At 58.4% G+C, this 8,735-nt stretch carries 6 protein-coding genes; 3 read left to right on the top strand and 3 right to left on the bottom strand.

What is annotated here, in order from left to right:
- Nucleotides 1-577: 577 nt before the first annotated feature.
- Complete coding sequence (gene fumC / locus ACQY7U_RS22650; RefSeq protein ID WP_428649727.1) at nucleotides 578-1,960, bottom strand: class II fumarate hydratase; 1,383 nt, start codon at nucleotides 1,958-1,960, stop codon at nucleotides 578-580.
- A gap of 24 nt (nucleotides 1,961-1,984) precedes the next feature.
- Entirely contained in the window at nucleotides 1,985-2,791 is an 807-nt protein-coding gene (locus tag ACQY7U_RS22645) for an alpha/beta hydrolase (protein ID WP_428649724.1), read from the bottom strand.
- 154 nt (nucleotides 2,792-2,945) lie between these two features.
- On the opposite strand from ACQY7U_RS22645, the gene ACQY7U_RS22640 reads away from it, so the two are divergent.
- The 3 genes from ACQY7U_RS22640 (at nucleotide 2,946) to lexA (ending at nucleotide 6,256) form a co-directional block, all read left to right on the top strand.
- Nucleotides 2,946-4,526 (top strand): acyl-CoA synthetase, encoded by a 1,581-nt coding sequence (locus ACQY7U_RS22640; protein ID WP_428649721.1) that lies wholly within the window; start codon nucleotides 2,946-2,948, stop codon nucleotides 4,524-4,526.
- Complete coding sequence (locus ACQY7U_RS22635; protein ID WP_428649719.1) at nucleotides 4,523-5,407, top strand: hypothetical protein; 885 nt, start codon at nucleotides 4,523-4,525, stop codon at nucleotides 5,405-5,407. The genes ACQY7U_RS22640 and ACQY7U_RS22635 overlap by 4 nt, the downstream gene beginning before the upstream one ends.
- 138 nt (nucleotides 5,408-5,545) lie before the next feature.
- Entirely contained in the window at nucleotides 5,546-6,256 is a 711-nt protein-coding gene (gene lexA / locus ACQY7U_RS22630) for a transcriptional repressor LexA (protein WP_428649716.1), read from the top strand.
- Nucleotides 6,257-6,271: 15 nt separating this feature from the next.
- On the opposite strand, the gene ACQY7U_RS22625 is transcribed toward lexA, so the two are convergent.
- A complete protein-coding gene (locus ACQY7U_RS22625) occupies nucleotides 6,272-8,521 on the bottom strand; it encodes a ComEC/Rec2 family competence protein (protein ID WP_428649714.1) in 2,250 nt (749 codons plus the stop codon).
- Nucleotides 8,522-8,735 lie beyond the last annotated feature (214 nt).

Here is an 8,735-nt window from a genome sequence, read left to right as displayed (position 1 = left end):
TCTTCCGCAGCTTTAACGGCCTTGTCGATGTCTTCCGCCGTGCCCTCGAAGAACGAAGAACCCACTCCGTCCATCGGCAGGTTCGAGAACATATTTTCCGAGGAGGTCCATTCTCCTGCAATCAGGTGTTTGCCCTTCGGGGTGAAACTCATGCTGAGACCCTTTGATGTTCTTTTGACGTTCGGTTCCTTCCACCTCCATATCCACACGAAAAGCGGTACAGGTCGAAGGTCCGAAAAATTTCGGTTGATCAGGTTCAGACGGCTTTGAAACCGGTGACGAACTGGCGTCATTCGACACGGTACGCCATCTTTTCACAACTGGTCTTATGACAACAAAATGAGGACAACCGTACTCCGCAACCAGCCTGAAACCTGTCGGTAGGCGGCCCAATTAAATTGGATCCAATATACAAAATGTCAGGAAAATCACTGGACCGCAACCGGACAAGTGGTCATATCCGCATAAGACACAAGTTTTCTTGTCACCAACAGGGAACTCAGAACCACTCGGTCATGACGCTGGCCGACGGGTTTCGCGGTATTCTCGACCTATTTCGGGTGCGTTGGCGGCAAGGTCAGGAGAGGCCGAGCATCTTCCCTGGATCGACGATCCTGTCGAACTCCGTTTCATCAACCAGACCAAGGTCCAGGCAAGCCTGCTTCAGGGTCAGGTCCCGTTCGAAGGCATAGTGAGCAGCGTGACTTGCCTTGTCATAGCCTATCACGGGACTGAGAGCAGTCACCAGCATGAGCGATTGATCAAGGTACTCCCGGATCCGTTTTTCGTTCGGCTCCATGCCATCGACCAGGAAGTGGGCGAAGTTCCGGCTGCCGTCTCCCAGTATACGAACCGATTGCAGGATGGCATTGATCATGAGGGGTTTGTAGACGTTCATTTCCAAATAGCCGCCTGCCCCACCCAGTCCGACGGCGACATCGTTGCCGATCACCTGAGCAGCCGCCATGGCCAGCGACTCGCACTGCGTAGGATTGACCTTGCCCGGCATGATCGAGGAACCGGGCTCATTGGCTGGTATTTTCAGTTCGTAGAGCCCGCATCGCGGCCCGCAGGAAAGCAGACGGATGTCGTTGGCGATCTTGTAGAGGGATACCGACAGCGTCCTCATGGCCCCGCTCAACATGACCAGCGCGTCGTGGCTTCCCTGCACGGCGAATTTGTTGGGCGCGGATACGAAGGGTAACCCGGTCAGATCGGAGATCTTTTCTGCAGCCTTCGCCGCGAATTCGGGGTGGGCGTTGATCCCGGTGCCGACGGCCGTTCCGCCCAGAGCAAGTTGAAAAACATCCGTCAGCGCCTGATTGATTCGGACTATGTCCTGCCTCAGCATCTCCGTGTAGCCGGAAAACTCCTGCCCGAGCGTCAGCGGCGTCGCATCCTGCATATGCGTCCGGCCGATCTTGATGATCCGTTCCCACTCCTTTGCCTTCGCGTCCAGGCTGTCGTGCAAGGTCTGAACGCCCGGAAGGAGCCTTTGTGTCGTCTGGATTGCCGCAGCCATGTGCATGGCGGTCGGAAAGGTGTCATTGGACGACTGGGACATGTTGACATGATCGTTCGGGTGCACCGGGTCCTTGGATCCAAGAACGCCGCCGGCCAGCGCGATTGCCCTGTTCGAAATCACCTCGTTGACGTTCATGTTGGTCTGGGTGCCGCTTCCCGTCATCCAGACATGCAACGGGAAATGCGCGTCGAGCCGGCCGCTTGCAACCTCTCCTGCGGCCCGCACGATCAGATCAGACAACTCCGTGTCCAGCAATCCGAGGTCAGCATTGGTCAACGCCGCGGCTTTTTTCAGGACCCCATAGGCATGAATGAGCTCGATCGGCATGAGATCCGTTCCGATCGAGAAATACCGGATGGACCGCTGCGTCTGCGCTCCCCAGTACTTGTCTTCCGGCACATCGATCTCGCCGAGACTGTCGCTCTCTCTGCGCATGGCAATTCTCCTGAAGGCATTGTTTCAGGCGAGCAGGTTCGAAATCAGCTCGCTCTCCGCATCTTTCAACGCGTCGATGACATCGAAGTGATGTTTGCCGGCGTCTTCATGGAACTCCGCATTTGACCAGGCTTCGGCCAGCAGACGAGACTGGCGGATAAATTCCGGTCTTTCAGCTCCTCCCACCCAGGCAACGACCGGCGAGCCGACTGAAGCGCCCTTCAATGCCGGGCTTTCCGCTTCGGCATCCGCTTCGCTCATTTGAAAGTCGTCGTTCATTTTCGTGTTCCGGAGCGGTCGAAGGTCATGGAGCCCGCTGATGGAGACGACCTTTTCTATCCGCTCCAGTACCTCTGGCTTCAACGGAGTATTCTCGCTCACCATGCGAGTGACCAGATGCCCTCCAGCCGAGTGGCCGGTCAATCGGATCGGACCGCCGACACGTTCCGCGGCCTTGGAGACCGCTGCACCGATTTGCCGCGTGATATCGGCGATCCTGACATCCGGCGCGAGATCGTAGCTGGGCAGGCACACGGTCCACCCTCTGGCAAGACACCCTGTCGCCAGATGCGACCAGTAGGACCTGTCGAACTTCAGCCAATAGCCGCCATGCACGAAGACAACCAGACCTTTTGACCGGCCTTCCGGATGAAAAATATCAAGCCGCTGACGGTCCGTTTCACCATAAACGATACCGAGATCCTTCTTCATCCACGTCTTTCGGAAGCTTTCAGCTTCTTCCGCCCAGCGAGCCGGATAGTCCGCGGCACCCGGAATATACGCACCGTTGGCATAGGCATCGTCCCAATCGGTAATCTCACTCACGCTCATACAGCTCGTCCTTGTCGATTCTCAAAACTGGCGGAGGCATGTTTGCACAAATTGAACCACAAGCGGAACGGGAAGAAAAATCCTGCCGCCTTGTCAAATCACCGGCCCCCATCCTAACGTCGCCCGAAAAGTGCCGCATGGAGGACGAACGCAAATGATGGAACGCTGTTCCGACAGGGTAGCCAGTTTGGCACATTTCCTCACAAGAAACGCCGCCAGATGGCCGGAACGCCCCGCGATCGTCTGGGAAAACAAAACCTGGAGCTGGGCCGCTCTGAACAAACGTGTTTCCGCCCTGGCCCGTGCCCTCCAATCGGAATTTCAGGTCGGCAAGGGCGACCGTCTGCTTGTTCAGGCTCAAAACTCCAATCAGATGATCGAGATCATGCTGGCGGCCTTCCGTCTCGGCGCCGTCTGGGTTCCGTGCAATTTCCGTCAGGCGCCTGGCGAAACGGCCTATGCGGCCGAAAAGTCAAAGGCCAGAATTTTCCTTTGTGATGCGGAGTTCGTGGCTCAGGGAGAAGCCGTGCGGGCCTCGTGCCCGGAACTGGCGGGAGTGATCACGATTGGGGAGAGCACATTCGGAACCTCCTATGAAGCTCTTGTCGACAGTCATTCCGGAGCTGAATGCTCAAATGCGCCTGTGGACCACAACGATCCCTGCTGGCTTTTCTTCACATCCGGTTCGACCGGGCGCCCCAAAGCCGTCGTTCTGACCCACGGACAGATCGGCTTCGTGACCGTCAACTACATGGCCGACCTCCTGCCCGGAACGACGGAGCTGGACGCTTCACTGGTGATTGCGCCCCTTTCTCATGGCGCGGGCCTTCAGCTCATTGCCCAGCTGGTCACGGGAGCAGCGCATGTTCTGATGCCCGACGGCAGCTTCAAACCCCAGGCAGCCTTTGAGCTGATCGAGAAACACAAGGTCAGCAACATGTTCACGGTCCCCACCATCGTGAAACGCCTTGTGGAGGATCCTGCAGTCGACAGGTTCGACCATTCCAGCCTCCGCCACGTCATCTATGCCGGCGCACCCATGTACCGGGAGGACCAGAAACGGGCCCTTGAGAAACTGGGGCACGTACTGGTCCAGTATTACGGCCTGGGAGAAGTGACCGGCAATATCACGGTGCTGCGCCCGCAGGACCATTTCCTGGAGGACAGCCCCCAAGCTCGGATAGGCACTTGCGGAACCGAGCGCACCGGCATTGAAGTCTCCATTCAGGACGACGAAGGGAACATTCTCGCGCCCCATCAGACCGGTGAAGTCTGCGTGATCGGCTCCGCGGTCTGCGCCGGCTATCTGGAAGACGAAGGCGCAAACGCAAAATCTTTCCGGAACGGCTGGTTCCGAACCGGCGACATCGGTCACATGGACGAACAGCGCTACCTCTATCTGACGGGACGCGCTTCCGACATGTATATTTCCGGCGGCTCCAACGTCTATCCACGCGAAGTCGAGGAAGTGCTTCTCGCCCACCCTGATCTGTCCGAAGTCGCAATCCTCGGCGTCCCTGATCCACAATGGGGCGAAGTAGGCCTCGCCGTCTGTGTAGCAGAAGACGGCGCAAAGCTTGACGAGGGCAGTCTCGCAGCCTTCCTTGACGGCAAGGTTGCCCGCTACAAGATGCCCGCACGCTACCTGTTCATCCAGGAAATGCCCAAGAGCGCCTACGGGAAGATTACCAAGAAGATCGTTCGCGAACATCTGGCTGAACAGGGGCTACTATGAGACGGCCCGCCCCCTCTGCTCTCGCAGACATCAGGCATCCGGGGCCAAAGGCTTCGAACCGGCTCCCCCATGTTTTGTGTGTCGCCGAAGCTGACAGCTTTGAACCGCAGGCAGGCGAAGGGCTGCTTGAAGCACTGGGGCGCTGGGCGGAACGAAACGGCTACAGTTCAGCGGTACTGGAACTTCAGGGCCTTTCGCTCAATTCCTTTGACTACGTCATGCCGGACCGGGCAATCGACGACCGACATGCAGCCTGGTACAGCGACACCCATACTTCCAAGAGCGCCATTCTCAAAGACGCAGTCGCCATTCTCGGATGGAAGGACGGGGACTGGTTTGCACATATCCACGCGTACTGGCATGAAGGCGGTGCATATCGCCTCGGACATTTGTTGCCGCACACACTGATTGTTCGGGATGCCACTCGATTGCAGGGGTATGGACTGAAGGGGGCAAGGTTTGAAGCGCAAGCGGATCCGGAAACCGAATTCACACTGTTCCGGGTCGCGGAAGACCGCACAACGCCCGTGCAAGAAGAGCCAAATGCACTGATCACGACCCTCGCCCCCTTCGAGGATCTTCATGAAAGTATTGCCGCCCTTGCAGGAAACCTGTCACCGGGACCGGTTGCAGCGCACGGTCTCGGAAGTCTGGCCGGTGCGGAGTTTCATGAAGCTGCTCCCATGACGGGGCTCATATCCGAGATCCTGCTGAAAACTCCGGCAGGAATGACCTCCGATGGCGTTACAATGATTCCCGTTCGCTGCGTCGATCTGGAGGGCCACCTGCACGAAGGACGGCTTGTTCCCGGCGCAGCACCAACGCTGGTGACCTGCGAATTGTTGCTGAGGCGGACCGGCACAGAGTCACTAAACGTCTGACGCTTAAGGGCATCTTCATCCGATGACCTTGCCCCGAACAGAACAGCAAGAGAACATTTACCCTTGCAGAACACAATAGGAACAGGTAATGTGTTCTTGATTTGTACCAACCCGTTCTCGTGATCAGGGGAAGCCGACATGCTCACGCGCAAGCAGTATGAACTGCTCATGTTCATTCATGAAAGATTGAAGGAAACCGGTGTTCCGCCGTCTTTCGATGAAATGAAGGATGCGCTCGACTTGCGCTCCAAATCCGGCATTCACCGGCTGATTACCGCTCTGGAGGAACGGGGCTTTATCCGGCGCCTGCCGAACCGGGCGCGTGCGATGGAAGTCGTCCGCTTGCCGGACTCCATCGCACCGGGGCTTGGAACGCCACGGGCACGCGGCAGTTTCTCACCCGAGGTTATCGAAGGGTCCCTTGGCAAACAGGCCCCGACGCAATCGGCCCCTGTTGCCGAACAGAGCGGTATCGAGATCCCGGTAATGGGCCGCATTGCCGCAGGTGTCCCCATCGAAGCCATCCAGACCCACAGCCACTCCATTTCCGTGCCGCCCGACCTGCTCGGCAAGGGCGAACACTACGCCCTGGAAGTCCGTGGCGATTCGATGATTGAAGCCGGCATTCTGGACGGAGATACGGTTCTCATCCGCAAGACAGAAAGCGCGGATAGCGGCGATATCGTGGTAGCCCTTGTCGACGACGAGGAAGCCACGCTGAAACGGCTGCGCAAGAAAGGCGCCTCCATCGCACTCGAAGCCGCAAACCCGGCCTATGAAACCAGAATTTTCGGCCCCGGACGCGTACGTGTCCAGGGACGTCTGGTCGCCCTGTTCCGTCAGTACTGATCAGAATCAGCAATATCAATTTCGGCTGGCGGTGGATTGTGCCGCCAGTGCCTTTCGCAAGCTTGCCCGCGTAACGGTTCCCTGCCGATGCCATGGTCTCGGCGGGTCTGGTATCGCATATTTGATCCTGCCAATTCTGAGGCTGTTAGAGCCTCTCCCGGCAACTGCGTTTTCAGGACTTTGCGGGTTGGCAAAGTCCGCATCGCTTTCGCGCTCGAGCCAGATCGAAACCGCTCCACGCCTTTCGCGCACGCCTTTATCGAACAACGCACTCGCCGCACAGCTCCGAGGAGCGATCAGATCGCTAACGATAATATCGGCGTAAGCACAGTCCTGAACCAAAGCCTCCGGCTCTTTTGGAAGAGCAATCGCCAGAGCCTTTTCAACCGGACGCGCCAGCCTTTCGTCACCATTGACGTCATGAGCCAGGACCACGCAGCCCCATTGATCGCAGGCCCTCTGCGGCGACTTCATCTTGCGCGATAAAATCGCGCTGCCCGGAACACCCTCCGCCTGAAGCCACAAATCACCCGCAAACGTCCGGCGACTGGAAGACACCCGCAATACTCCTTCTACATCACGGGCAGCCACGAGGCGGCCCGAGGCTGCAATCTGAATATCCGGCGGTTTTGCCAGCGTGACGAGAACGATTGCCGGCCCCAGCGGCAACAAGGCCCAAAGGCGTTGCCTGCCACACAAAAGGAGGCCGGCAAAAAGGGCCGACATAAACAGCAGGGCCGGAATGCTATCCAACGTCCCGACGGCACCGGCGCCGTCACCCAGGTCCGCCGTCAATCTGGCAACCGTCTCGAGCAATGACAGGCCGAAGGACATGATTGTAAGCGGCAGGGCTGACAGCCCCAAAGGCATCAGCACAAGCGCAAGCACACCCATCGGCATGACAACAAGGGAGAAGACGGGCATGCCCAGGAGATTGCCGACAACACCGTAAGGAGCGACCCGTCCGAAATGATGCATCCCGACAATTCCGGTTGCCAGACCCGCGACGATGGCTGTCACGCACAGGCCGAGCCCCCATTTGCCGACAGTTGCGGCCAAACGCCTCGCAATCCCCGCACCGGACCGGTCGCGCCTCCCCCAATCGGGCCTTCTTTGCCTCCAGATTTCATAGACTGCGACCAGACAGATCACCGCAGCGAATGACATCTGAAAACCGGGAAAGAAAAGCCGTTCCGGCGCGATCAGCAAAAGGAACAAGGCCGCCAAAGCAACACTGCGTAACGTCACCCCGCGGCGCCCGGTGAGCACGCCGAGAAAAACAAGCGCGATCATCAGATAAGACCGTTGCGTAGCAACTTCGGCCCCGGACAAAAGAAGATAGCCGCTGGCCGCAATGAGGGCCGTCACCGCCGCCCATTTATGAGTCGGCCACCTGAGTGACAGCGCAGGTACAAGTGCAAATAGAAACAATGTCGCCGCATAGGCGCCACCAGCAAATAGCGCCATATGAAGACCGGAAATCGCCAGGATATGCGCCAATCCCGCAGCGCGAAGCACCTCTTCCTGTTCTGAGCCGATTCCGCTCCGGTCACCGACAAGCAAGGCTACGGCCAACCCCGTTTCCGGGCGGCTTCCCAGGACAGACCGGATCCGGGAAGCTACGCTGTCCCGAAGCCTTTGCAAGCGCTCCGCCAAGTGCAGCCTCAGCCCGTTGCCCCCACGGTCGATAACTTCCGCAGGACCATAGCTGTAACCGGTTGCCCCAATTCTGGAAAAATAGGCTCTGAAGGAAAAATCATAACCGCCCGGGTTCACAGGTCCCGCTGGCGGGAACAGCCTTGCGGTCACAGCTATTTTTTCACCCACCCGAAGCCTGTCACCGTTCGCAATCCGCAGCCTTACTCTTTCGGGAAAGTCAGTCTTCTGCAACGACTGCCCGTTCACAGCAGAAACCTCCAACAGAACGCGCGCGCCCGACACTCCCACACGGCGATCCAGAACCCGCCCCGTGACAGTCGCGCTCATAGCCTCGGCAAGCCGTGGAGCGGCGACATATGCCGTTCGCATGGTGGCTACCGTCAGGCCTGCTGCGAAGGCAATCGCCAGAATCAGCAAACTCACAAGAGTTTGCTTCCCTCTGAACCAAAGTCCTGCTCCGCAAAAAGGAACAAGAAGCGCGGCAAGAAACGGCCAGAACGGCTCTTCGGGCAGAATTACGTAAACTGCGATCCCTGCGGAAAAGGCAAATGTACTGCAAAGCAGGCCACGACGGTCGGAAAACTGCCCTTCCCGCTCCTGGCCCAAACCTCCGGATGCCCACTCTCGCAGCGATTGCCGCAGGGATCGGCTTTCGCCAGCACCGGCCTGTTGCCGTGCACCGGGATGGCGTCGAGATATTTCGGATCGGGAAGCACTGACAGCCCTCCCGGCCGGGTGGCTGTCATTTTCCGGCAGTTCCAGTCGCCCGCTCTCCAATCCCGCCGCTCACCTCCCCAAGAAACGGCCGCGCCCTATTTAG

Source organism: Roseibium sp., assembly GCF_050301095.1.
Classification (GTDB): Bacteria; Pseudomonadota; Alphaproteobacteria; order Rhizobiales; family Stappiaceae; genus Roseibium.
The sequence above is the reverse complement of the archived record's forward strand: the minus strand, read 5'-3'. Positions and strand labels throughout refer to the sequence as shown.